Below are 21,962 nucleotides of genomic sequence, written 5' to 3'. Positions count from 1 at the left end.
CCCTGCTTTCCCCTGTGACTGATGTCTACGTATGAGAATGAAGGCTAGAACCATGAACAGGGCAGGTCAATGGGTCGACCCGCGCGGCCTCAGAGGGGGACCGACCGCGAACGGCGGGATTCGACGGGCGGCGCGGCCACGGGCGACCGGGAGGGACACCGGGTAGGGCGCGCGGCCGACCGGGCCCGCCGACTAAGCCGTGGGGGCCCGAACTGATCGTTGACGGCGGCATGCCGCAGCCGCCGGGTCCTGCGCTCAGACCTCGGCCGCGTCCTCGAAGACCACCCGCGACTCGGGCCGGGCGGGGGCCCTGTCCGGCATTCCCGGCGGGAGCACCGGTGCCAGGGCACGGAACACCGCGTACATCCGCTGCTCGTCGTATCCGGCGAGCGTCTCACTGGCCTGGAGCAGCAGCCCGCCGCCGCGCAGTTGTCGTACGGCGTGGAACGCGCCGGTCGCCTCCAGGGCACGGGCACCGCCGAGCCGGGCTGCCAGTTCGGCGGGCACGCCCGTGACCCAGGAGTAGCCGCGCAGGAGCGTGCGTGACTCCCTCCGTGACCTGCGCCGAGGCCGTCCCAGAGTGGCTTCCAGGTCGGTGCTCTCGTGGAAGTTGAGGTGGTCCACCCGGGCGAAGGCCGGATTGGCTCCGTCGAGAGCCACGGCCAGGAAGTCGACGAGACTCGCGCAGAACCCGGGATCTCCGATCCGCTCACCGGCCCGGAGATCCGCGGACAGTTCGGTGTGGCCGCCGCCGCTCGCCTGCGTACCGCCGACGCGGCCGACGACGTCCACCCAGGAGCCCGCGTCCTCGGAGGGCTCGTGGAAGCCCGCCGCCGAGTAGAACGGCAGCGGCCGCAACGCGTCGGCGAGCACCTGCCAGTTGGCCCGGACGTCCCGGACCCGGATCTCGCGCCCGCCACTGATCGACTCGATGACCAGCGCGTACGACTCGGCCTCGGCGTCCGGAGGGAAGAGGCGGTCGAGCGCGGTACGGAACCAGTGGACGAGCAACTCCCCGCGGGGCCCGGCAGCCTGCTCGTCCAGCGTGGCCCACAGGGTCACGTCCGTGCTGGGGGTCTCGTCGTCCACCGATGCCTCCTTCTGCGGGGGCCGACGCGGCGCCCTTGACGTCACCGAGGCGGGACTCGTTCAGCCATGCCGTGCGGGCGTCTCCGGTCTCCCGCTGGGCGCCGCAACTGACAGTGCCTGAGTGTATCCGCAGGTCAAAACCCGGTTGGGGACACGAGGGGGCGGCGCAAGGCCCGCATCGAGGCGGGGCGGCGCGCGACGTCCCGAGAATCAGCGCTTCCCGCGACCGCATGCGTGGCTCACCGCTCGCGGATCGCCGTGGGGATCCCGCGAGCCGTGAGGAGCCCCGCGGCGGCCCGCGGCCGTCGTGTCGGAACCCGTTCCCGAGGAGGATTTCTGATGCGCGGCGTGACCTACTCGATGGCGTCTTCCCCGACGGCTACATCGTCGGCCCGGCGCCGCCGGCTGACCGGCTGATGGTTCGTCACGTCACGTCACCTCAGGGAAGGACAGCCGCGGGCGTACGCGCCGTGTTCCGGAGGCGGGTGGCGTCCTGGCTGGGAGGTGTGCCGAACTGGCGGCGGTACTCCCGGCTGAACTGTGACGGGTTGTCGTAGCCGACGCGCTGGCCGACCCCGGTGACATCGCCCGGGCGGGTCGCCAGGAGCAGCCGGGCCTCCTGGAGCCGGATCTGCTTCTGGAACTGGATGGGGCTCATCGCGGTCACCGCCTGGAAGTTGCGGTAGAAGGCGGAGACGCTCATCCCGGAGAGGCGCGCCACCTCCTCGACGCGGAAGGGCTGCGCGTAGTGCTCGCGGATCCAGCGCACGGCCCGGGAGACATGGCTGAGGCTGCTGTCGGCGAGCCCGAACTGGCGAACGGCCGCACCCTGCTCGCCGGTGATCAGGCGCCACAGGATCTCGCGCTTGATCAGCGGCGCCAGCACAGCCCGGTCCCGGGGCTCGTCCAGCAGGCGCAGCATCCGGACCACCGCGTCCAGCAGCGCGACCGACGCGTCGCTGACGACGATCCCCGACGGTGCGCCGCCGCCGGTGCGGGGAGCGTCTCCGGGGCCGGCACTCAGCAGCAGTTCGGCGATGGCGGACGGTTCGAGTGTGAGGCCGAATCCCAGTGCCGGCCGCCCGGGCTCGATCTGGCTGAACTCCCCGGTGACCGGCAGGTCGACCGACGCGACCAGGCACTGGCCGGCGCCGTACTCGTACACCTGGTCGCCCAGGGCGAGCCGTTTGGCGCCCTGGGCGATGACCGCCAGCACCGTGCCGGACATCGAAGGCGCCGGCGGGTCCGGCCGGTCGACCTTCGAGATGAGTACGCCGTCGATGGCGGTGGTCCAGTCGGGCCGGGCATGCCGGTCAAGCAGGGTGCGGAGCTCGTCGAGATGCATGACCTGATTGCAGCACACAACCGGGCATCCGGTCTTGAGATGGAGAGGATCGTGCATGTACCCGAGAGCATCATTCTATCGTCTTCGCAGTTCACAGGGATCTAATGGGATCACCCAAGTCCACACCGAAAGAAGAAGGTAGTCGTGACCATCACCTACGGATTCAACGCCACCCTGACCGCCAAGCCGGGAATGGGTGATCAGCTGGTCGACCTGCTGCTGACCGGCCTGGACGAGGGCAGCCCCGGCTCGAGCGAGCACTGCGTCGTCTACCTCGTCTCGCGCTCCGCGTCCACCCCCGACGTCGTCCATGTCACCGAGGGCTGGACAAGCGAGGAGGACCACCACCGCGTCTTCGCCGGCGAGGCCATCGTGGCGCGGATAGGCGGACTGCTGGCCAAGGAGTCCGAGTACACCGACTACGTCCCGGTCCGCGGCAAAGCGGCCTTCTGAGACCGGCCGGCCGGTCCTTCCTCGTTCCCACCCGACAGCCCCGTACCTCGATCGGCATTCTTCCTTCCTCTGATCGCACGACACCGCGACCACCAGGACACCACCCGACGAAAGGTCTCCACCATGCCGCTGCCCCGACCCGACCTCGACCCCCAACTGCGCACGCTGCTCGCCGACATGCCGCTGCGGTCCGAAATCGACGCCGAGGCGCTCGCACAGATCCGCCCGTTCTCGTCGATGCCCGTCGAACCGCTGCTCGTCGGCCGCGCGGTCGACCGGCGTGAGGTCACCGCGCCGGGCTCGGACGGCACGCCGATTCCGCTGTCGGTCTTCAGCCCCGCCGGCACCGAGAGCTCGGCCGAGGCACCGTGCGTCTACTGGATGCACGGTGGCGGGATGATCATGGGTGACCGTTTCTCGCAGATCGACATCCCGCTGGAGTGGCTCGATGAGCTCGGCGCGGTCGTGGTCACCGTGGACTACCGTCTCGCACCGGAGGCCACCGGCACGACCCTGGTCGACGACTGCTACCAAGGACTGCTCTGGACCTTCGAGCACGCCGCCGAACTGGGCATCGATCCCGCCAGGATCGTCGTCGCCGGTGCGAGCGCGGGCGGCGGCCTCGCCGCCGGCGTCGCCCTGCTCGCCCGCGACCTGGGCACCCCGGCAATCGCCGCGCAGATACTGATCTGCCCCATGCTCGACCACCGCAACAGCACCGTCTCCAGCCGGCAGTACTCCGGTGAGCCCGGCGTCTGGACCCGGGAGATGAACGAATTCGGCTGGCGATCGGTCCTCGGCGACATCGAGGCCGAGCAGGTGCCCGGCCATGTCTCACCGGCGGTCGCCGACGACGTCTCGAACCTGCCGACCACCTATATCGACGCGGGCTCGGCCGAGGTCTTCCGCGACGAGGACGTCGCCTACGCCACCAGGATCTGGGCGACCGGCGGCCAGGCCGAACTGCACGTCTGGGCGGGCGGCTTCCACGGATTCGACGCGCTGTACCCGGGGACGCGCGTCTCGGCCACGGCCCGCCGGACCCGCACCGACTGGCTCACCCGGGTCTTGACCTCGGTCGCCACCGGCGGAACCGAGGAGGAGGCGCCCTCTGAGGACGTACGGGTTCCCTAGGTCGTGTCTTCAAAGTCCCGCCTGGCTGGTGAACCCCTGCCGCTCCGGCCGGTGTTGCTCGGAGAAGGCCATGCGCGCCGGCCTCGACTATCCGATGAGAGCGAGCCAGTGCCGGTACACCGAGGTGAAGGGTTCGGCGCCGGCTCCATCGCGCCGGCCCGCCTCCATCAGCCACTCGCAGGTCCGTCGGGCCTTGTCGATGACGTCGTCGGGGTAGCCGTAGAGCACGCGGTGTTCGTCGAACTCGTCCTCGTCCTGGACGGAGGCTTCGCCGCCATGAGGCCGTACGACATCGAGATCGAGGTCCACCGTGCGCAGGACTGTCCCGTCCGGGTTCCACTCGGGCTCCGTGCACACATCGCAGTACATCTCGGGACCCGGATCCACACAGAACGTGGCCGTCCACCACGCATCGCGCGGGACCAACAACACGTACGCGAACCGGGTCGTCCAGCCGCCCGTGGCCGAACCGACGGCAATGCCCCGCGCCGTGCCCAACCACACGCCGTGCTCGTCCTCACCGAGCCGGGTGGCGGTCCACCGCGCGCTCAGGCTGCCGTCGTACTTCCGTATGTCGACCAGCACGGAGTTGCTGTCTGCTGTCATGCCTGGACGCTAGCGCGACGGCGAGAGCTTCTGTCCTCTCCGCCGGCCGCACAGGGGCGCTACCTCACGGTCGGCCGTCACGGTTGGCACGTCGGGCACGGACGTACTCGAAAAGGATCGGCAGCAGGGATACGACGACGATGGCGATCAGGATGATTTCGATGTTCGCCTTGACGAAGTCGATCTGGCCGAGGAAGTAGCCCAGGACGGTGACGCCCACTCCCCACAGCGTTCCGCCGATGACGTTGAAGATGACGAAAGTGCGGTAGCGCATGGCGCTGACCCCGGCGATGACCGGTGTGAAGGTGCGCACGATCGGGACGAAGCGGGCCAGCACGATCGAGCGGGGGCCGTACTTCTCGAAGAAGGCGTTGGCCTTCTCGATGTTCTCCTGCTTGAACAGGCGCGAATCGGGACGTCGAAAAAGCGCGGGGCCCGCTTTGCGGCCGATGAGGTAGCCGGTCTGGTCCCCCAGGACGGCGGCCAGGACGATGAGCAGGCAGACCAGCCAGAGGGGTTGCGTGAGGTACTTGTCCCCGGCGACGAGGAGTCCGGTGGTGAACAGCAGGGAGTCACCGGGCAGGAAGAAGCCGATGAGCAGGCCGGACTCGGCGAAGACGATGACGAGGATGCCGATCAGGCCGAACGTCGAGATCAGATGGTCGGGGTCGAGCCACTGCGGGCCGAGGGCCAGGGTCATGGTCACGCCTCCTGCGCGGGCTGGGTGGAACAGAGCATCGGGCCTGTCGACGGATCTCGGGACAACGCCTCGCCGGGACCACCCCTCGGGCGGATCGGGTCAGGCGTGGAGGGTTCCGGTCGCCAGGAGTGCGAACAGGAAGGCGGCGACGGCGATTCGGTAGACGACGAAGACGTTGAAGGTGTGCCGGGCGATGAACTTCAGCAGCCAGGCGATGGAGGCGTACGCGACGGCGAACGAGACCGCGGTGCCCACGACCAGCGGAGCGGCGTCCGCGCCGGCTCCGACGGCGTCCTTCAACTCGTAGACTCCCGCGCCGGTCAGCGCGGGGATGCCGAGGAAGAAGGAGAGCCGGGTGGCGGCGACCCGGTCCAGGCCGAGGATGAGCCCGGTGGACATGGTGGCGCCGGACCGCGAGAAGCCGGGGAAGAGGAGGGCCAGGATCTGGGAGGAGCCGACGAGCATGGCGTCCTTGAGGGTCGTGTCGTCCTCACCGCGTCGGTGTCGGCCCATCCGGTCGGCCGCCCACATCAGGCCGCTGCCGACGATGAGCGAACCGGCCACGACCCAGAGTGAGCCGAGCGGGCCGTCGATCAGAGGCTTGGCGGCCAGCCCGACGACGACGACGGGAATCGTGGCGTAGACGACCCACCAGGCGAACTTGTAGTCGTGGTGATGACGCTCGTCGCGGTGGCGCAGCCCGCGTCCCCAGGCGCCCATGATCCTGGCGATGTCCTTGGAGAAGTAGAGGAGGACGGCGGCGATGGCGCCGACCTGGATCACAGCGGTGAACGCGACCACGGACGGGTCGTCCACCGGGATGTTCATCAGCCCTTCGGTGATCTTCAGATGGCCGGTGGAGGAGACGGGCAGGAACTCCGTCACTCCCTCCACCACACCGAGGATCACGGCCTGGCCGACGCTGATGGCGCTCATGAACGCCGCCTTTCGTGCGGGGATACGAGGACGGCAGAGGTATCTGTCGGGCGCCGCCGCAGGAGAACACCGCCCACCGTGACGATCACCGTGGGCCACCACGGCGGGCCCGCGCTTCGAGGGCTGTGGGCAGACGAAGGGAACATCAGGCATCCTGTGGGCAGCGGCCACCGCGGGCGCACACTCGCGGTGGACAGTGAACGAACAGTAACTTCTATTCGCGAATAGAAGTTACTGGAGACTGTAGACCACGAAGCCGGGAGGCGGGCGTTGGGCGGCGAGGAGCGGGCACCGGGAGCGGCCGGCGGGCGCCGGGCGAACGGCGCGCTGGAGGCGGAGATCCTTGCCCTGCTGCACTCCGCGGGCGCCGCTCTGACACCGGGAGGCGTGGCCGACCGTCTGACCACGCCGCTCGCGCACACCACCGTGTCCACCACGCTCGCCCGTCTGCACAGCCGTGGCGTGCTGCACCGCACACCGCAAGGCCGCGGCTACGCCTACACGCCCGTCACCGACGAGTCCGGACTGACCGCCAGGCACATGCACCAGGTGATGGAAGGCGGCAACGACCGCGCCTCGGTCCTGACCCACTTCGTGGACGAGTTGTCCAACGCGGACGAGGAATTGCTGCGCCGCCTGCTGGGCAGCGACGAGTAGCGGGGACGCGAACCGATGCGTCTGGCCGTCTACCTGCCGCTGCTGCTTCCCGTACTGGCCTGCGTAAGCGCCGGCCCGCTGTCCCGCCGCCTGGAACCGCGGCTGGCGACCTGGTTGCTGACCGTCGCCGGACTGGTCCTCGCCGCGTCCAGCACCGTCGTTCTGGGGCTCCTCGCCCTGGCGGGGCTGGTACGCGTCCCGCTGATCTCCGGCCTCACGGGCTACTCGCCGGACGTGATCGCCCACGAGGATCCGGCAGCCTGGCCCGCGGCCGTCGCCGGAGCGATTCTCCTCGTTCTCGCGGCCTCGGCCACCGTTCGCTTCACCGCGCGCCGGGCCGGGGCGCTGTGGTCAGCGGCGCTTGACGCGGCCTGCCTGCCGGGGCGGGACGCCGTCGTCGTCACCGACGACCGGCACGCCGACGCCTACACGATGCCCGGCCTGCCCGGCCGCATCGTCATCTCCCACGGCATGCTCGACGCCCTCGACCCCGCCGGTCACGACATCATCCTGGCCCACGAGAAGGCGCACCTGAACCACCACCACTACGCCTTCGTGACACTCGCGCAGATGTCCGCCGCCGCCAATCCGCTGCTACGGCCGCTGGCCGCCGCGGTCGCCTTCACCGTCGAGCGCTGGGCCGACGAGGACGCCGCCCACACCACCGGCGACCGGCGCGCCGTCGCCGAAACCGTCGCCAGAGCCGCCGTCGCCACCAAGCGCACCCGTGCCCGGCGCCTGCCCGACACCGCCCTGGGCGTCCTCGGCCGACGCCCGGGGCCAGGGGTCGTACCCCGGCGGGTCGCCGCCCTGCTCCAGCCCGCCCCGCGCAGCCCGGCCCACCTCCTGATGGCCGCGAGCCTTCTCGTCGCGGTGAGCGGCGTGTGCGCGCTGGACGCCGCTCACGATCTGCACGAATTCCTGGAACTCGCGCACATCGGTTGATGCCGGCGGCCGGTTCGCTCCGTGAGGGCGTCGGGGCGCCGGGGCGTCAGGAGCGTCAGGGGGTCGGCACGAATACTTACCCTCGGTATGGCTGCGCCACATCTTGACGTTAATGGTCCAGACCAATACCTTCCTGTGCGCACCGTTGAATTACCGCTCCCTTCCGGCACACGCACAGGAAACGAGCCTCATGCCTCGAAAGAACCTTTCCCGGCTGACCATCGCCGCCCTCTCCCTCGGCCTCATGGCCACCCTCGCCCCCTCCGCGGGCGCCAACCCCGCCCCGCACGGCGACAAACATGGCTCGCAACCCTCGCACGGCTCGTACAAGCGGGTCGGCTACTTCGCCCAGTGGGGCGTCTACGGGCGGAACTACCAGGTCAAGGACATGGACACCAGTGGGGCGGCGGCCAGGCTGACCCACATCAACTACGCCTTCGGGAACGTGAGCGCCGAGGGGAAGTGCTTCACCGGCAACACCCCGGGAGAGTCCGACGCCTGGGCCGACTACGTACGCCCGCTGGACGCGGCCGGCTCCGTCGACGGCGTGGCGGACACCGACGGCCAGCGCCTCGCCGGCAACTTCAACCAGCTGCGCGAGCTGAAGGCGAAGCATGACGGTCTCAAGGTCCTGATCTCGTTGGGTGGTTGGAGCTGGTCGAAGAACTTCTCGGACGCGGCCCGCACTCCCGCCTCCCGCAGCGCGTTGGTCGCCTCCTGCGTCGACCTCTACATCAAGGGCAATCTGCCCGCCGACGGCGGTCGCGGCGGCGCGGGAGCCGCCGCGGGCCTCTTCGACGGAATCGACCTCGACTGGGAGTGGCCCGGATCGGCCGGCGATGTCGGCACGGTGTTCCGCCCCGAGGACAAGCAGAACTTCACCGCGCTCGTACGGGAGTTCCGCAAGCAGCTCGACGCGTACGCCAAGTCCCGGAAGGGCCACGAGAAGCGCAAGCACTACGAGCTGACCGCTTTCGTCCCCACGGCCCCGGCCAAGATCGACGCGGGATTCGAAGTCTCCAAGATCATGCGGGACTTCGACTTCGTGAACCTCCAGGGTTACGACTTCCACGGCACTTGGGAGCCCACGACCGCCCAGCAGTCCGCGCTCTACGCCAAGCCCGACGACTTCAGCGTCGACCAGACGGTCAACGACTGGCTGCGACGCGGCGCGCCGGCGCGCAAGCTCGTGGTCGGCATGCCCTTCTACGGCCAGGGCTGGACCGGCGTCTCGGGCGACGGCGACGGCATGGGCCGGCCCGCGACCGGGCCCGCCCCGGGCGCCTGGGCGAACGGCAACGAAGACTACGAGGCGCTGAAGAAGCTCGCGGACTCGGGGACGTACACCGTGCACCGCGACGTCAGGAACGGCCACGCCTGGCTCTTCGACGGCACGACGATGTGGACGTACGACGACCCGCAGGTGCTGCGCACCAAGTCGGCGTACGTCCGCGCCAAGGGGCTCGGCGGCGCCATGTTCTGGTCGCTGGACGGGGACACCCCCGACGGCGAGCTGATCAAGGCCGTGGACCGCGCCCTCGGTCGCCGCTAGCGATCCGGGTCAGAGCCGAGCCGGCGGTTCGAGACCCGTCGTCGGCTCGGCCCGCCGGACCGCGACTGCGCGGGATCCCCGGTCACCGGAACCGGGGATCCCGCGCAGTCGATCTTCCTGCCACGAACGGTGCCGGTTCGGGCCTGCCATCATGGTGCGATGGCGCGCGACATCGTGTTCTTCCTCGCTCCCGACGACGAGAGCGCCGCCGGGACGCGACAGCGGGGACCTGGCAAGGCCTTTGACTCTGTGACCTGCCGTTTCATTGAGCCGGACAGTGCCATCGCGGAGTGGGACACGTACTTCGAGGAGCCCTCCGCCGAGATCCCGCATTTTGAGCGGCTCCATGAGCGGTGGCCGGAGTATGTCACCGCCCCCTTGAACGATGGCGTCGAGGTGTTCGCTCTACCGCACCGGTTGACGCGGGCGTTGGCCGACGCCAGCCCCACCGAGCTGGCGGAGCTGGCAGGTCGCTGGACCACGCGGCTCAGGGCTGCCGACGGGGACGATATGACCGACGATGATCTACTGGCGGTCCTGGAGGGTGTGTCCCGGCTGGCGGCGTCCGCGGTGGACACGGGCGGTGGCCTCTACAGCTGGAGCTTCTGACCGCCTGGTGGAACCTTTTCGGGCAGTGGCAACACCCTCGGCTCGGGCGGGCGCTGTCAGCGGGCCCCCGACCGAGGAACAGTGTGCCGCGTTCACGTGCTGCGCCCGGCGCGGGACTGGGCGGCCCGGCGGGGGCGGGCGGGCGTGAGTTGGGCTGCCGCGTCGTTCAGCAGGGTGTCCAGGACGACCGGGTAGGCGCTCTGTGTCATGCGGCCGACCAGCAGTCGTGCGGTGGCGGCGATGTGGGGATGAGTGGCGGCGGGGAGCCGGGCGTAGGTGGAGCTCCACATCTCCTCGTCCGTCTCGCGGGCCTCGTCGGTGAGGGCCAGCGATCCCGCGTCCAGGGCGGCGAAGGCCAGACTTGAGTCGATGAAGGCGTGGTAGACGCGGACCGCGGCGGCGTCGGGGAAGCCCGCGTCGCGCAGGACGCCGAGGATCGCTTCGTCCACCGCGATCTCCCGGGGCCGGCCGGTGACCCGGCTGGCGGTCAGTACGGCGGCCTGCGGATGCGCGAGGTAGGAGGAGTGGATCGCGAGCCCGAGGGCGCGCAGGTCGGCCTGCCAGTGCCCCGTGGCCGTCCAGTTGTCCAGCGCCCGTCCCATGAGTTCCTCGCCGATCGCCCGGGTCAGATCGTCCATACCCGCGAAGTACCGGTAGAGGGTGCTCGGGTCGGCGCCGAGGGCGGCGCCCAGCCGGCGGGCGGTCAGCCCGGTGCCGCCGTGCTCTCTCAGGACCCGCAGCGCGGTCCGCACGATCAGCGTCTCGGAGAGTACGGAGCCTTGCCGGGTCGGACGGCGCCTGCGTCGCGCCCCCTCCGGCACCACCTGTTTCGGCATCGCGTTCCTCCTCCGTTCCGCGTCGGCGTTCCCTGTCGGCCTGTCCCCCGTCAGCCGCCCACCGGCCACCGCCCACCGCCCACCGGCCGGTCTTATGCCAACACAGTTGACCCTAGCCGGTGCCATCCCGTTGCATCGGGGCGACCGGCAGGCGCCCGCCTGCGGGAACGAAAGGTGTGCGACATGCGTGTACTGCTCGTGGGCGCCGGCGGCGTCGGAACCGCCGTCACCCGGATCGCGGCCCGCCGGGACTTCCTGACCCATATGACCGTGGCCGACTACGACCTCTCCCGCGCCGAGAAGGCCGTCGCCGCGCTGGGGGAGCACGGGGGCCGCTTCAGCGCGCGGCGCCTGGACGCCTCAGACGAGGAAGCGGTGCGCCGCGCACTCGCCGAGGACAGGTGCGACGTCCTGCTCAACGCAACCGACCCGCGGTTCGTCATGCCGCTGTTCCAGGCCGCCCTGGCAGCGGGCACGCACTACCTGGACATGGCGATGTCCCTGTCCTCGCCGCACAGCACTCACCCGTACGAGCACTGTGGTGTGAAGCTCGGCGACGGGCAGTTCGAGATGGCCGGCGAGTGGGAGCGGTCGGGCCGCCTGGCTCTGGTCGGCATGGGCGTGGAGCCGGGCCTGTCGGACGTCTTCGCACGGTACGCGGCCGACGAACTCTTCGACGAGATCGAGGAGATCGGCATCCGGGACGGCGCCGACCTGACCGTGGAAGGCTACGACTTCGCCCCGTCCTTCAGCATCTGGACCACCATCGAGGAATGCCTCAATCCGCCGGTGGTCTACGAGAAGGAGCGCGGCTGGTTCACCACCGCGCCGTTCAGCGAGCCGGAGGTCTTCGACTTTCCCGAGGGGATCGGCCCGGTCGAGTGCGTCAACGTGGAACACGAGGAGGTGCTGCTGATCCCCCGCTGGGTCGACGCGCGGCGGGTGACGTTCAAGTACGGCCTCGGCGACGACTTCATCGCCAAGCTCAAGGTCCTCCACGAGCTGGGCCTGGACTCCACCACCGAGGTCACGGTCCCGGGGCGGAGCGGCCCGGTCCAGGTCTCGCCCCGTGATGTGGTCGCCGCCTGTCTGCCCGACCCGGCCACCCTCGGCGACCGCATGACCGGCAAGACCTGCGCGGGCACCTGGGTCAAGGGCGTCAAGGACGGCGCCGTACGTGAGGTGTACCTCTACCACGTGGTCGACAACCAGTGGTCGATGCGCGAGTACGGCTCCCAAGCCGTGGTCTGGCAGACCGCCATCAATCCGGTCATCGCCCTCGAACTGATCGCGGGCGGCGTATGGACCGGCAGCGGGGTCCTCGGCCCCGAGGCGCTGCCGCCCCGCCCGTTCCTCGACCTCCTCACCGCGTACGGCTCTCCCTGGGGCCTGCGCGAGGAGAACTGACGGCGGGTGAGTGTGGATCCCGGTGCGGGTCCGGATCCGGGTGCTGGTGCGAACCCGGACCCGGACCCGGGTGCGGGTACGGGTACGGGTACGGGTACGGGTGCGCGAATCGACTCCGTACGTCGTGGTCGGGGCGAACGCGGGCTCGCCCCTGGGACGCCTACTGACCGGCACGACCCTCTCGCGGGCATACTCGTCATGCGCGATCAGCAGCGGGCGAGCGCGGCCAACTCGGGCCGGGTACTCGCCTCTTGACGAAAGGGAGAGTGTGAGTCCGACGCGACCCGACCCGCCGATACCCCTGTCCGATACCCAACGGCGCATCCGCCGCAGCCGGTTGCTGTTCGTCGCGCCACTCGTGCTGCTCGGGATACTCCTCGCGATCCTGCTGTGGGAGGTCGTACGGTCCAACATGCCGGCAGAGACCCGGGCCGACTGGCCCTGGCGGCTGCGGCTACTCGAACCGGACCCGCTGGGCAGTCTGCTGGCGGTCGCCGCGGGCGCGGTCTTCGCCCGGGCCCAGTACGCCCGTACCGTCAGGCCGTATCTGGGGTGGCGGGCGTCCTGGGAGAAGGGAGACCTCCGGTCGGAGGGCGCGGCATGGCGCGTGGGCATCCTCAACGGCGGCCAGCACACCGCGGTGATCGAGAGCTATGGCTTCCGGGTGGTCCGGGCGGGGGTTTCCGAGGACGGCGACGCGGCGTGGGTGGACGCGCGGGGCGCCGGCGCCGTACTGACCGCGGCGGGGCTCACCGCCGGGGACGACTACCTGCTCGTCTCATTCGGCCCGGGATTCCCGCTGGTCGGCAGCGGGAACTACGAGACCGTTCTGGTGGGCGCCTTCTCGAAGCGCGTGGTCGACCAGGTCGACGCGCTGTATCTGCGGGTACGGGTCACGGACGCCGTGGGCGACAGCCATGAGCGGATCGTGAACTGTCTGAAGGCGGCGCGGGTGGGGCCCCGGCCGGTGTGAGCGCACCCGGGCCGGGCGTGCGGTCCTCCACGTGAACCGCGCCGGCGTCCCGTACCGCTACCCCCGGTCCACGTACGGGGACAACACATGGCCCACCTGCTCGGCCAACGCCCGCGCACGCCATACATCCGGCACGCCGGAACCGTTGAACAGTGTCGGCACAAGGGACTCCGGGCTCAGGACACGCACCGGGCCGTGAGGTGTCATCGCCTCAAGGAACCCGCCGGCGACCGGGGAACCATGAACGACTATCAGGGGCCGTACCGCCGCCGGATGCAAACCGGCGACGGTTGCGACCGCCCGCGCGTACGAGGCGACCTTCTCGATCTGGTTGTGACGGTCGTCCGGCCCGCAGTGCACCCGCCCGGACACAAGCCCCGTGGTCCAAGTGCGGCGCCACGCCTTCGTGTCCAGCACCACCACCGCCGTACCGCACGGGCTTATCAGGACGTGGTCCAGGTTGAACCGGCGCCCGTACAGCATCAGGTCGTGCCACACCACCCACCCCCGCGCCTGAACCTCGGCGAGTAATCGGGCGGTCCGCTCCTCCCCCGCGGCGCCGTGCGACCACAACGCCGCTCTCGCGTCCGCGCGGCGCGTCGCGCGCCGTCCGACGCCCATCCAGGCCAGGACGCGCCGCCACCAGCCCTTCCGTGCCGCCGCTCGCAATGCCGCGGCACGCGCCGAAGCCGAGTTCCCCGCACTCATCGAGTGGTCTCCCCGCCGTAGTGACGAACCTCGCCGCGACGACCGTCGTGGGCGAGACAGGTGGTCAGGTGCCCCGCGTACGGATTGCGGCGCAGCGCCGTCCTCTCGCGGTGGCACCCCACGGTGTCACGCGATCACCGCCCTGACCATGAGGCCAAAGCCCGTCCACTTACGGGGAGTTGGGTACGGGGCGACGAGTCGCGCCGGGCGGCGGGCCGAGGCCGGCGGGCGATCCATGGCCTCGTGGTCGAGCGGGCGAGCGGGCGAGCACGAGCTCGAACGGACGCCGTGACCGAGGACCACACGCCGAACCAGCCACGTTCAGCCGTCTACAACTCGGTCCCCTTGCCAGGTGATCGACGTCAGCGCGTCCAGGCCACCGTTCGCCAGTCCCTTGTAGGTCACCGTCCGGGTGGGGCCGAGTTCGTGTGCGGTCCGGCGGGCCAGGTCGGTTCCCTCGGAGAACAGCCGCTGCCACTCGGCGTCGTACTTGCCCTCCTCCCGGTCTCGCACGTACAGGTTCAGCGTGGTGTCGATACTCCCCGCCCACGTGTACAGAGCGGCGACGAGGTCGTCGGAGAGCGGCAGGGCGGCGGCGGGATCATCCGGGAAGAAGTCCCCGAATCCTTCGGAGCGCAGCGGACCGAACCTGTACTCGCCCTCGACCGTGATGTCGAGCGGGTGCGGGGCCGCACCGTGGGGATCGCGCTCCCAGTGGAGGCGATCGCAGCCCCAGCACAGCCACTTCACCGACCCGTGACCCTCGTCCCAGTAGCGCACCGTCCATGACGGCCCCAGATGCCTGGCCAGTCGCTGAGCGGCCGCCAGACCCCGTTTTACGTACTTACGCAGGTCCGGGCGCGAGGCGAAACCCCCTGCCGGGTGGGTCAGCGACCAGGAGCGCAGCGCGTCCGTCAGATCTGCCGGGAGGTCCAGCCGGGAATCGTCCAGGGCGATGCCACGGGTGAAGGCGCCGAGGTCCTCGAAGGCCCCGGGATCCTCCGACTCGTACAGCGGGGACTGCTCGTCTCGGGCCCGCACGAGCACGTGGCGCAGCTCATCGAAGGTCATACGGGATTTGCTCCGATCACTAATCCGTCGTCTCAGGAGGGGCAGCGGCAGCGGATCGTGCGCCTGGGCAGCACCAACTCGGTGCGCTATCGACAGGCGATGACGCTGCCGGCCTCGGCCGGGGGAACCGCGTGCCGGTCATCGCGCAGCTGGTGAAGGTCAACGAGGAGACGGTTCGTGACCTGATCCACCGGTTCAACTCGACCGCATCGAGCACGTGCTGGAGTACTTTCCCGAACGCGTCTTCGTGTTCGTGTTCGCCTTCGCCTTCGCCTTCGACGAGTTCGGCCCGCTGGGCATCCGCCCCACCGGCGGGTCCTGCCGGGCCAGGCAGGGCCGCCCCGGCCGGGTCCCGTGAGTCGTCCCCGTCATCTCTCAGCGACTGGCGACCCGGCTCGGCGCCAACTCGGCGATGACCTCGTCGCCATCAACTGCTCCCGTCGGCAGGAAACCCAGCGATTTGTAGAGCCGTCCGGCAACGGCGTTGTCCGGCTGATACGACAGCCGGATCGTCCAGCAACCCTCCTGCGCCGCCAACCAGCCCGTCATGGTCAGCAGAAGGGCCCGGCCGATGCCCTTGCCCTGCTCGGCACCATCGATCAGCATTCCCCCGATCCAGTGCGAGCCGTCCTCGTCCAGACCCCACATGACGTGTCCGACGACCACGTCGTCGGCGTAGACCGCCAGCGAGTTCCAACTGTCCTCAAGCGTCGACAGCAAGAGGTAGCGGGCTGCCATGGCCGGGACATGGCTTCGCTGCTCGTCGAGAGGCACGATGTCAGCGACTGCCCGCCAGTTCTCGTCGCCCACCTCCCGTAGGGTGACGCGCCGTCCGGTCCGGTCGAAAGATCCGTGGTCGATCATCCGATGAGACTACTGCTCGTACTTCAGTGACGCGATGGACAATGCCGGTCACCGCACCAGGGTCACCGGCCGTGCGGCAGATCATCTCAGTTGCCGACCTGCGCCCCACGCCCGATCCTGGGCACCGGACGAACGAGGAGAACAGGATGGGGATCATGCTCTTCCCCGGAGACGGCGATGTGACCAGCCCCGACATCTCGTGGTCCTACACAGGCTTCAGCATGTTCAGGAAGTGGCTGGCCCATGCCGAGGGGTTCAGGCTCTCCGAGATGTGCGGCTTCGGCGGAGACCGCCCGTGGATCGGCGTCTCCACAACGCTGGCACCACTTCTCGACCATCCGGATGACGACGGCCCGGACCTTACGCCCGCTCAATGCGCGGCCATGCTGCCCCGGCTGGAGGCAATCATCGGCCAGCGGCAACACGATGACAGCGACCCCGTTCTCCGACGGCGCCTCGAAGACACCCGCCAGCTGGTCGCTGTCATGAACCTCTGCTTGGACAAGGACGTTGAGCTCATCTTCGGCTGACCACCGGACCGCAGACGATCGCGGCCCGCCCTGCGCGCCGCGCACGGCGCCTGTCCGACATCCACCGGGACGCCACGCACTTCACGACCGGCTACGAACACACTTTCGCCCACGAGCTGGACCGCCGTCGGGCCGCCGACGGCATCCGCGGGTAGCGCAACAGGGACCCGCGGCGCCCCAACTCCGCTGTCACGTCCCACTCCATCGACCCGGAATCCGCCCAGCGCCTCCGGGCGCCGGGCGAAGTCCCGATCAAGGCGTGAGCGGGCGGCCTTCCGTGCCCGTGGTCAACCGGCGCCCCGGGCTGTTCCCGCCGGGCTCCGTCAGGAAGTGGCTGCCGGGTGCGGGTCGCCGAGGTACGGGAACCGGTCCAGGGTGTCGGTGTGTGGCGTCAGGCCGGAGGGCGGCGCCTCGTTCTTGGTGAGGAACGCGACGCGGATGTCGATGACATCTTCCGTGAACGTACGGCCGTTGGGATACGCCGCGGGCTTGGACGGGTCGAAGTGCAGCACGTCCGGCAGGATGCCGTGCTCGTCGAGCGCCGCGATCGCCTCCTCCCGTGTGTAGTCGCCGGTGTGGCCCAGCAAGTGGACGAACTGGTCCGTCCACCGCGCCCGGTCGTTGACGGGCTCGCCGGCGTTGTACTCCTCCTTGGTGTCGTCGGTGTTGAAGAAGCTGCTCACCGACGGGTGCCCGGCCCGGTCCGCGTGTACGAGTTCACCGTCGCGCAGGACGCTGCACCGGCCCCAGACGTGCAGCTCGGACCGCGGCGCCAGCGCCGCGGTCGGCAGCTCGACGGCCATGGAGAAGACGTTGGCCGTGCTGTTGGAGTCGACGCCGGTCCACGGGGACTCCCCGCTCACATGCGGTTCGGTGAAGTTCCGCTTACCGCTGGTGTCGAAGAGTTTCTGGACGCCGTCGAAGTCGAAGAAGAAGGCGTCACTGCGGCTGCCGGCGGCCACCTTGTAGTCGCCGCTGACGACCACGTTGGCCTCGGTGCCGAAGGACACCGCGGCGTCCGACACGATCCTGGTGCCGACGGCCTCGGGCTCGCGGGACTCCGTACCGGTGGCCATGAAGACGCTGTAGGTCTGCGATCCGTCGGCCGCCGGCCGGCCGAAGACCCAGCTGAATGCGATGTCGGTCAGGTAGTCGCCGTCGTTGTCGATGTTCAGGCGGTACACGGCGTCGGGGTGCAGGGCGTCCGCGTTGGGATTGGCGTTGAGAATGAGAACGGTCCTGCTCGGATCGCCGGGTGCCGCGAAGGCGTACAGGTCGCACAGATCGAGACGCTGGTCGCCGAGCGGCGCCCCGAGACTGAGGCCGGTGAAGTGGTTGGACATGTCAGGCTTTCCTCTGCTCGCTCGCCGGGAGACCGCCAGAGCGCACGAACAGCCGTTCCACCGCTCGTGAGGTGCGTCCGCACCCGGGCGGTGCGGCCAAGCTAGCCCGCCACGGCAGTCCGACCGCCGAAGGCGAAAGCACCGCCGTGAAATGGCGCCCGAATGGGCCACCGCAAGGGGCGACAACCGGGCGGCGACCGGGCGACACGCCGTCGAGCGGTACGGGCAGGGCGGGGGCGGAGGCGTTTCGCAGGCGGACCGGATGTCCGTAGTCACCGGCGACGGGCGTCCTGCCGTCGAGGGGCGTCCTGCCGTCGGAGGGTGAGGGACGTCGCCGCCTCCGGGGCGGCGGACCCGACCCAGCGGGTCCGCCGCCCCGGTGACGTCGATGTGGCCGAGGCCGTCGGGTCGGGCGACGGGCCGAAGGCACGCCGGACGGCGGCCGGGGCGTCATCCGACGGGCTTCGCTACCAGCCGGTCTTCACCCCGTTGTAGGCCTTGCGGCAGTCGGCGTTGGTGGCCTCCACGGCGAGCTTCTGCATGGCGTTCTGCCAGACCTTCTTGGCCACCTTCTCCAACTCCCGCGTCTGGGCGGGGATGTTCGGGGCGTACTTCTTGATCGTCCCGATGGCGGAGGTGCTGAACTTGTTGCACACGGGTCCGGCGGCGTTCCGGTAGCGGGTGTCCAGGTCCGTGGCCACCGCTTGGCCGTTCCTGGTGGCCCAGGTGTTCCAGGACGCGCACGCGTTCTCGGTGAAGGCCTCCTGGTCGGCCTCGCTCAGGGCTCCGGCCTCGTTCAGGAAGGCGCTCTGGACCTTGTCCGGGACCGTGAAGTCCGCGACGGGGAACTTGTCGAGGGTTTTGAGCAGCGCCTCCTGACACGCGGGCGGCAGCGGAGCCGCCTGCGCGGAGGCGGGGAAGGCCAGGCCGGAGGAGAGGAGAGCCGCGGTGAGGACCGCGCTCCGGGCGGTACGCGAAAGGGTCATGGGGGTGCTCCTTGCGTGCGGGATGTGGCGCTCTGGCGACGAATCGTCACCCGGTTGCAGAACGACCTCCGTCTCCCGCAGGTCACGGCGGCCGTCGGGCCGGCGGGGGTGGCCGGACGGTCAGGTGGGTCGTGCGCGCTGTGCGACTGCGCCGGGGTCCGGCGTGTGCGCGGGCGCGTTCGCGCCGGGCCCGGAGTGGTCCGGGGCGCGGTGCTTCCGTTCCGGTGGGAGTGCGTCGCGGGTACGCCGGCGGAAGACCATGAACCCGGCCAGCGCCGCCCCCAGCAGCCAGAGTGACTGGATCGCGAGGCCCTGGGCCACGGGCGCGGTGGAGAAGGCGGCGGCCATGCTGGCCTGCACGGCTCCGTACGACGGCAGCAGGCGTACGACGGCGCTGTCCGACCCGGAGCTCGACAGGGGATTCTGCAGGGCGACGTCGATGATGCTGATCATGAGGATGGCGAACATGCCCTCCACCTCGCGGCGGAGCACGGAGCCGAAGATCACTCCGAGCGCGCCGTACGTCAGCGCGGCGCAGAACAGCGCGGCGGCGAGCATGAGGGGCTGCCGGGGGGACCAGGCGAAGCCGGCGGCGGCCGTGGCGTACACGGCGACGGCCGCGCAGACCAGGGTGAGCGCGGAGAGCTTGGCGAGGACCAGGTGGTGACGCGGGTATCCCGCCATGGCCAGGCGCCGGTCGAAGGCACCACCCGTGAAGGTGGCGGCGAACATCATGAACCCGGCGATCAGGGTGACCGCGTTCAGCGCGCCGGTGATCTGGGTGAGGTGATTTCCGGGCGGGGTCAGGATCTCGCCCGTGGCCCGCAGCCGGAACGGCGCGGGCCGGTCGGGAATGGTCGCGTAGGCCAGGGCGATCCACACGGGGATGTACACCACCACCAGCAGCATCGCGAAGCGGTTGCGGGCGTGCCCGATCAGCGCGTACCGGGAGGCCGTGGTGAACAGGGACCAGTGCCGCCTCATGCCGCCGCCTCCGCGCAACGGTCCTGGCGCAGGAGGCGCCCGTCCTCCAGGCGCCACAACTGGTCCAGCCGCTCGACGTCGTACGCCAGGTGCGAGACGACCAGCACCGAGCGTCCGGCGTCGCGCAGCGTCGTCGCCAGCTCCCAGAAGCGCAGGTACGTCTCCCAGTCGAAGCCCTGGTAGGGCTCGTCGAGCAGCAGCACGTCCGGGTCGTGCATGAGCGCGAGGGTGAGGTTCAGCTTCTGCCGTGAGCCGCCGCTGAGCAGACCCGCGCGCTGGTCGGCGTACTCGGTGAAGGCCAGGGTCTCCATCACTTCCTCGGCTCGCCGCAGGTCCGCGAGACCGAAGGCGTGCCGGAAGAAGTCCAGGTGCTGGCGGACGGTGAAGGAGTCGTCGAGGACCACGGACTGCGGGCAGTAGCCGAACCTGCCGCTGTGGTGCACCGAGCCCCGGTCCGGGCGGAGTTCACCGGCGAGGATCCTCAGCAGAGTCGTCTTGCCCGCGCCGTTCTCCCCGACGATCCCGGCGAGGACCCCGGGCCGCAGCGGGAGGTCGACGCCCCGTAGAACGGCGTGCTGCCGGTAGGAGTGGTGCACATCTGTGACGTCCATCGCGCTGCTCCGTCGTGCCAGGTCTTCCCGATGGCCACGGAAGCGGTACGCGTCTTCCGATGGGCGGCGGAACCGGTCCGCCGGTGCCCAACGAGCAGGCGGCACAAGGGAAACGGCGCCAGGAAAGCTGATCGAGTGCGCGGCCGCCCTGCCGTCGCCGACGGACATGTCGCGGGCGATCACGCGCGAGTGGCGCCGCAATCGCAGAACGTACGTGTCCATCTACCGCCACGGGATCGAGAGTTGACGTCCGCTCCTACCGAGGTTGCCTCCGCCGGGAACGCCGAGCAGACAGGCGCCGCGCAGGCAGGCGCCGCGCACGCGGGGCCGGCCCGGCCATGCCCTGCCCGCCGTGGCCGGCCCCGGCGCCTCCGCGTCACAGCGGCGCAGACGCTTCCGCCAGTTCGCCCACGGCCTGCTCCCACAGTTCCGGAAGCAGCTCCCCGAGCGGAAGGGCGCGGTCGGCCACGAAGGACGACTCGGCCAAGTTGGCGAAGAACGAGAGACCCACCCCGAAGAGGTGGCCGGGCACGAGCAGGGGAAGCAGCGCGACGCCTGTCACGCGGCCGTCCCCCAGACTTCCCTTGTCGGCGACCGGCATGGACGTGGCCATGACGTCGGTGACGCGCGGGGAGAGCATCCTTCGCAGGTACCACTCGGTCGGGCGGTCCGGCATGTGGTGGACCAGGTCCTGAATGGCCTGCCGCCAGGTCTCGCTCCGCAGTCTCCGGGTCCTGGCCATGACCTGCTCCAGTCGCCGCAGGGATTCACCGTCCCGGGATCCGGTCCCGCGTTCCGGGGCGGTCCGTACGGGCAGTTCCAGCGGCAGGGCGAAGCAGCGGTTGCCCCAGGTCTGTTCATCTCCCGGGCGGCGTGCGTCGACGGGCAGCAGCGCCCGTACCCGGGGGAGCGGGACGCCGGACCGGGCCGACCAGGCCGACAACGCCCCCGCGAGCGCGGCCAGATGGACGTCGTGGGCCGATCCGCCATGTGCCGCGGCGATCCGGCGGAGAGTGTCCGCCGGTACGCGGCCCCGCCACAGCCGCCGTTCTCCCGTGGGGACTTGAGGGACGGCCGGGCGGCGGGCCCGAACGGCGAGGGACCCGGCCAGGAACATCGTGGTCAGCCCGACCGCCGTGCCCACCCGCCGTGGCAGACCGACCAGACGGCCCTTCCTCGGCACGGGGCGTGCCGAGGGCTCCCCCTCGCCCAGCATGGTCCGGAAAGTCATCGCGGCGGCCGAACCGTCCTGGCAGGCATGGTGGAAGCGGTAGCACACGGCGTACTCGTCGGGCACATGGCCGTGGACCAGCCAGACCCCCCAGTAGGTGCCGGGCGTGAACGGCGTGTCGAGCGCGGTGCGCAGGGCGGCGTCCCATCCCGTGGGGCCGTTCGCGACCGCCTCGTGGACGTGCCGGTCGACGGTGAAGCCGGCGTCCGGCCGCCAGCGGGGGCGCCCTGAGCCCCCCTCGACCAGGCTTGTGAGCATGGGCAGCCGGCGCAGGCGGAAGCCGACGTACGCGCGGAAGTCCGCCAGGCTCGGGGGCGGACCACTCAGATACGCGACACCGCCCGCGTCCCAGCGGACGTCGGGGTGGCGGCGTTCCATGGCGAAGAACGCGC

25 protein-coding genes are annotated in these 21,962 nt (G+C 70.2%); 11 read left to right on the top strand and 14 right to left on the bottom strand.

Annotated features, from left to right (window positions below):
• Positions 1–255: 255 nt before the first annotated feature.
• Positions 256–1,089 carry a hypothetical protein gene (locus P3L51_RS08600; RefSeq protein WP_354604497.1) on the bottom strand — a complete coding sequence of 278 codons (834 nt, stop codon included), beginning with the start codon at positions 1,087–1,089 and terminating at the stop codon, positions 256–258.
• Positions 1,090–1,528: 439 nt separating this feature from the next.
• Positions 1,529–2,434 (bottom strand): AraC family transcriptional regulator, encoded by a 906-nt coding sequence (locus P3L51_RS08595; protein ID WP_354604496.1) that lies wholly within the window; start codon positions 2,432–2,434, stop codon positions 1,529–1,531.
• 144 nt (positions 2,435–2,578) lie between these two features.
• On the opposite strand from P3L51_RS08595, the gene P3L51_RS08590 reads away from it, so the two are divergent.
• Both P3L51_RS08590 and P3L51_RS08585 read left to right on the top strand, forming a co-directional pair.
• A complete protein-coding gene (locus P3L51_RS08590; protein ID WP_354604495.1) occupies positions 2,579–2,887 on the top strand; it encodes a putative quinol monooxygenase in 309 nt (102 codons plus the stop codon).
• 123 nt (positions 2,888–3,010) lie between these two features.
• Positions 3,011–4,021, top strand: coding sequence for an alpha/beta hydrolase (locus P3L51_RS08585; RefSeq protein WP_354604494.1), 1,011 nt, complete (start codon positions 3,011–3,013; stop codon positions 4,019–4,021).
• An 87-nt stretch (positions 4,022–4,108) separates the two neighbouring features.
• On the opposite strand, the gene P3L51_RS08580 is transcribed toward P3L51_RS08585, so the two are convergent.
• The 3 genes from P3L51_RS08580 to P3L51_RS08570 form a co-directional block, all read right to left on the bottom strand.
• Positions 4,109–4,627 carry a DUF402 domain-containing protein gene (locus tag P3L51_RS08580; protein ID WP_354604493.1) on the bottom strand — a complete coding sequence of 173 codons (519 nt, stop codon included), beginning with the start codon at positions 4,625–4,627 and terminating at the stop codon, positions 4,109–4,111.
• Positions 4,628–4,691: 64 nt separating this feature from the next.
• Entirely contained in the window at positions 4,692–5,327 is a 636-nt protein-coding gene (locus P3L51_RS08575) for a DedA family protein (RefSeq protein WP_354604492.1), read from the bottom strand.
• Positions 5,328–5,426: 99 nt separating this feature from the next.
• A complete protein-coding gene (locus tag P3L51_RS08570; protein WP_354604491.1) occupies positions 5,427–6,263 on the bottom strand; it encodes an undecaprenyl-diphosphate phosphatase in 837 nt (278 codons plus the stop codon).
• Between the two features lie 270 nt (positions 6,264–6,533).
• Between P3L51_RS08570 and P3L51_RS08565 the strand changes: the two genes are divergently transcribed.
• From P3L51_RS08565 to P3L51_RS08550, 4 genes are all read left to right on the top strand, one after another.
• The gene (locus P3L51_RS08565; protein ID WP_354604490.1) at positions 6,534–6,920 is read left to right on the top strand and encodes a BlaI/MecI/CopY family transcriptional regulator; all 387 of its coding nucleotides are present in this window, start codon (positions 6,534–6,536) and stop codon (positions 6,918–6,920) included.
• 15 nt (positions 6,921–6,935) lie between these two features.
• Positions 6,936–7,865 (top strand): M56 family metallopeptidase, encoded by a 930-nt coding sequence (locus P3L51_RS08560; protein WP_354604489.1) that lies wholly within the window; start codon positions 6,936–6,938, stop codon positions 7,863–7,865.
• A 190-nt stretch (positions 7,866–8,055) separates the two neighbouring features.
• Positions 8,056–9,417, top strand: a complete 1,362-nt coding sequence (locus P3L51_RS08555; RefSeq protein ID WP_354604488.1) for a glycoside hydrolase family 18 protein — start codon at positions 8,056–8,058, stop codon at positions 9,415–9,417.
• A gap of 159 nt (positions 9,418–9,576) precedes the next feature.
• Positions 9,577–10,026, top strand: coding sequence for a hypothetical protein (locus tag P3L51_RS08550; RefSeq protein WP_354604487.1), 450 nt, complete (start codon positions 9,577–9,579; stop codon positions 10,024–10,026).
• Between the two features lie 92 nt (positions 10,027–10,118).
• On the opposite strand, the gene P3L51_RS08545 is transcribed toward P3L51_RS08550, so the two are convergent.
• Positions 10,119–10,862 (bottom strand): TetR/AcrR family transcriptional regulator, encoded by a 744-nt coding sequence (locus tag P3L51_RS08545; protein ID WP_354604486.1) that lies wholly within the window; start codon positions 10,860–10,862, stop codon positions 10,119–10,121.
• A 183-nt stretch (positions 10,863–11,045) separates the two neighbouring features.
• Between P3L51_RS08545 and P3L51_RS08540 the strand changes: the two genes are divergently transcribed.
• Positions 11,046–12,269 (top strand): saccharopine dehydrogenase family protein, encoded by a 1,224-nt coding sequence (locus tag P3L51_RS08540; RefSeq protein ID WP_354604485.1) that lies wholly within the window; start codon positions 11,046–11,048, stop codon positions 12,267–12,269.
• Between the two features lie 268 nt (positions 12,270–12,537).
• Positions 12,538–13,242 (top strand): hypothetical protein, encoded by a 705-nt coding sequence (locus P3L51_RS08535; RefSeq protein ID WP_354604484.1) that lies wholly within the window; start codon positions 12,538–12,540, stop codon positions 13,240–13,242.
• Positions 13,243–13,299: 57 nt separating this feature from the next.
• On the opposite strand, the gene P3L51_RS08530 is transcribed toward P3L51_RS08535, so the two are convergent.
• Together P3L51_RS08530 and P3L51_RS08525 are read right to left on the bottom strand one after the other, a co-directional pair.
• Complete coding sequence (locus P3L51_RS08530) at positions 13,300–13,950, bottom strand: nuclease-related domain-containing protein (RefSeq protein WP_354604483.1); 651 nt, start codon at positions 13,948–13,950, stop codon at positions 13,300–13,302.
• 321 nt (positions 13,951–14,271) lie between these two features.
• Positions 14,272–15,021, bottom strand: a complete 750-nt coding sequence (locus tag P3L51_RS08525; protein WP_354604482.1) for an immunity protein CdiI family protein — start codon at positions 15,019–15,021, stop codon at positions 14,272–14,274.
• A gap of 217 nt (positions 15,022–15,238) precedes the next feature.
• On the opposite strand from P3L51_RS08525, the gene P3L51_RS08520 reads away from it, so the two are divergent.
• The gene (locus P3L51_RS08520; protein WP_354604481.1) at positions 15,239–15,379 is read left to right on the top strand and encodes a hypothetical protein; all 141 of its coding nucleotides are present in this window, start codon (positions 15,239–15,241) and stop codon (positions 15,377–15,379) included.
• A gap of 17 nt (positions 15,380–15,396) precedes the next feature.
• On the opposite strand, the gene P3L51_RS08515 is transcribed toward P3L51_RS08520, so the two are convergent.
• Positions 15,397–15,885, bottom strand: coding sequence for a GNAT family N-acetyltransferase (locus P3L51_RS08515; protein ID WP_354604480.1), 489 nt, complete (start codon positions 15,883–15,885; stop codon positions 15,397–15,399).
• Between the two features lie 71 nt (positions 15,886–15,956).
• Here P3L51_RS08515 and P3L51_RS08510 point away from each other — a divergent pair, with 71 nt between their 5' ends.
• The gene (locus tag P3L51_RS08510) at positions 15,957–16,415 is read left to right on the top strand and encodes a hypothetical protein (protein WP_354604479.1); all 459 of its coding nucleotides are present in this window, start codon (positions 15,957–15,959) and stop codon (positions 16,413–16,415) included.
• 323 nt (positions 16,416–16,738) lie between these two features.
• Here the strand turns inward: P3L51_RS08510 and P3L51_RS08505 are convergent, their stop codons facing one another.
• Positions 16,739–17,758: a DUF4331 family protein gene (locus P3L51_RS08505; RefSeq protein WP_354604478.1), complete on the bottom strand. Its 1,020-nt coding sequence runs from the start codon at positions 17,756–17,758 to the stop codon at positions 16,739–16,741.
• A gap of 321 nt (positions 17,759–18,079) precedes the next feature.
• On the opposite strand from P3L51_RS08505, the gene P3L51_RS08500 reads away from it, so the two are divergent.
• Positions 18,080–18,253: a hypothetical protein gene (locus tag P3L51_RS08500; protein ID WP_354604477.1), complete on the top strand. Its 174-nt coding sequence runs from the start codon at positions 18,080–18,082 to the stop codon at positions 18,251–18,253.
• Here P3L51_RS08500 and P3L51_RS08495 read toward each other — a convergent pair.
• From P3L51_RS08495 to P3L51_RS08480, 4 genes are all read right to left on the bottom strand, one after another.
• Positions 18,226–18,744: a hypothetical protein gene (locus P3L51_RS08495; protein WP_354604476.1), complete on the bottom strand. Its 519-nt coding sequence runs from the start codon at positions 18,742–18,744 to the stop codon at positions 18,226–18,228. The two genes, P3L51_RS08500 and P3L51_RS08495, sit on opposite strands and share 28 nt — an antisense overlap.
• Before the next feature lie 120 nt (positions 18,745–18,864).
• Positions 18,865–19,728, bottom strand: coding sequence for an ABC transporter permease (locus P3L51_RS08490; RefSeq protein WP_354604475.1), 864 nt, complete (start codon positions 19,726–19,728; stop codon positions 18,865–18,867).
• The gene (locus P3L51_RS08485) at positions 19,725–20,339 is read right to left on the bottom strand and encodes an ABC transporter ATP-binding protein (protein WP_354604474.1); all 615 of its coding nucleotides are present in this window, start codon (positions 20,337–20,339) and stop codon (positions 19,725–19,727) included. Before P3L51_RS08485 ends, P3L51_RS08490 begins: the two co-directional genes overlap by 4 nt.
• A 376-nt stretch (positions 20,340–20,715) precedes the next feature.
• Positions 20,716–21,962: wax ester/triacylglycerol synthase domain-containing protein (locus P3L51_RS08480; protein ID WP_354604473.1), on the bottom strand; the 1,247-nt coding region annotated here is incomplete at its 5' end.

The sequence above is a fragment of the Streptomyces panacea genome (assembly GCF_040560175.1).
Lineage (GTDB): Bacteria > Actinomycetota > Actinomycetes > Streptomycetales > Streptomycetaceae > Streptomyces > Streptomyces panacea.
The sequence above is the reverse complement of the archived record's forward strand: the minus strand, read 5'-3'. Positions and strand labels throughout refer to the sequence as shown.